Source organism: Pseudomonas fluorescens, from assembly GCF_902497875.1.
GTDB lineage: Bacteria > Pseudomonadota > Gammaproteobacteria > Pseudomonadales > Pseudomonadaceae > Aquipseudomonas > Aquipseudomonas fluorescens_BR.
Map to the genome: position 1 here is coordinate 1 of NZ_CABVHY010000106.1, position 1,807 is coordinate 1,807.

The window sequence follows — 1,807 nt, forward strand, 5'->3', positions numbered from 1 at the left end:
CCGTTACCGCAGGAATGGATATGTACACCCGCAAGAGCCAGGCCGGCTGTCAGGCCGCCTTCGCAGGTAAGTAGGATCGCCGCACCGCCCCTCCCACAGGATTTTCAGCGAGCCCGGAAAACAGCCGGGATATCGATGCCGACGCTTTCAGCAACTTCGAAATGAGGGTCAGGGCAGAGGTTGGAGGCTGGTTTTGATGGCAGTGACCACCCGGTTACGGCCTTGGTGTTTAGCGTGATACAGGCGTTGATCGGCTACACGCAGAATGGCCTCGATGGTGTCGCCGTCGCGGCCGGATTGCGATACACCGATGCTCACTGTGACCGCGCTTGACCGCTGCAGGCCATTAAAAGAAGTCTTTGCAACGGTGCTTCGCAGATGCTCGGCGACTACCTGCGCGCCTTCGAGTGAAGTCTGAGGTAGCAGTATCATGAACTCTTCCCCGCCCACTCGGGCTACGCCGTCATACGGCCGGATCGAATCGAGGCATTTCTGCACGAACCTCTTCAGGATGTCATCGCCAACCTGATGCCCGAAGCGATCGTTGATCGCCTTGAAATTGTCGAGATCGAGCGCCAACACAGAGAATGGCGCACCGCCGCGCGCGGTCCGGCCAATTTCGGCTTCGACCCGCTCCATGAACCGACGGCGATTATCAGCACCTGTCAGTGGATCGGTCGCCGCCAGGTGCCCGAGTTCCTGATTGGTGCGCTGGAGTTCCTGCAGGGCGCTCTCGGTATACGCCATCGCCTCGGAAAGACGCACCATCAGCTCCTCTTGGCTGTAAATCTTCGAGAACGACCGCGTGGTGAGGAATGCTTGCACGACCCCATAGCTCAACAGGAAGAATCCAGCGGCGAAGATCACATGAGCGAGCCACCACATGTGGTTCCACGGACGGGCAAGAATAAAGGCGAGAGAGGACAATGCGAACGCGGTGACCGAGATGACAACAATCACCATCAGCGGCGAACTGATACGGCGCAGCAGGAGCATTGCCACGGTCAATGTGGAAAGAACGAGGGCACCACCTTCCAGCGAGAGGCGCACCGCGAGATGGCCGGCGATCGACGAATTCGCGACGTACGCCACTGCCAGGTCAACCAGCAGGAACAGTCCTATCCAGGTCAACCACGGGCGGACCTTCATTCGTTGGTCCGGGGCATCAGGTGGGCGGTGGTACGAAAGCATTCCGACTAACAGCAGACTCGCCATGACCAGTCGAGAGGCCGGTCCATAAAGCAGGAAGAGCCAGATATTGTGGTGTGCGAGTCCGGTGAACGCACCATGCAACGCGTAGATCAGCACAAAACCGAGAAAGCCAAGCGTCATCCATCGCAGCAGCGGGTCTCCCGATGACTGATAGCAGCGCCACGTTACGTAAGTCACAAACAAGCCTGCCAAGGTGGCTGCCGTGATCGCAATGATATGGAACAGGTGGTTCTCGAATATAAGGGTGGGGTCTTGAAAGAAGTACAAGTAGCCAATCAGATAGGCTGGAACAAACGCAAATCCTGCGAGCAGCACGCAGGCATAAACCTTGATCATGATACGGACGGCTTCAGGTGGCTCGCCGGTGGCGACGATATTGGTCATGGTTCCCTCCGATTTCAAATCCATTTTTGCCTACACCGGACCGGTGTCGGATCCAAAGCCGCATACATGCCACCGATCCCTCGCAGCATCACCAACTATGTGATGAACCGATACATGCATTTCAACTTTAGACTCCTTACCGATTTCTGCTGCGCAACCCGGTAAAAATGTTCACGCGAACACCATTAACTAATAACGAATGGCTCGTTAT

1 protein-coding gene is annotated in these 1,807 nt (G+C 56.6%); it reads right to left on the reverse strand.

The annotated features are described in order from the left end of the window. Positions 1-168: 168 nt before the first annotated feature. A complete protein-coding gene (locus tag F8N85_RS33870) occupies positions 169-1,596 on the reverse strand; it encodes a GGDEF domain-containing protein (protein ID WP_150807346.1) in 1,428 nt (475 codons plus the stop codon). Between the last annotated feature and the right edge of the window lie 211 nt (positions 1,597-1,807).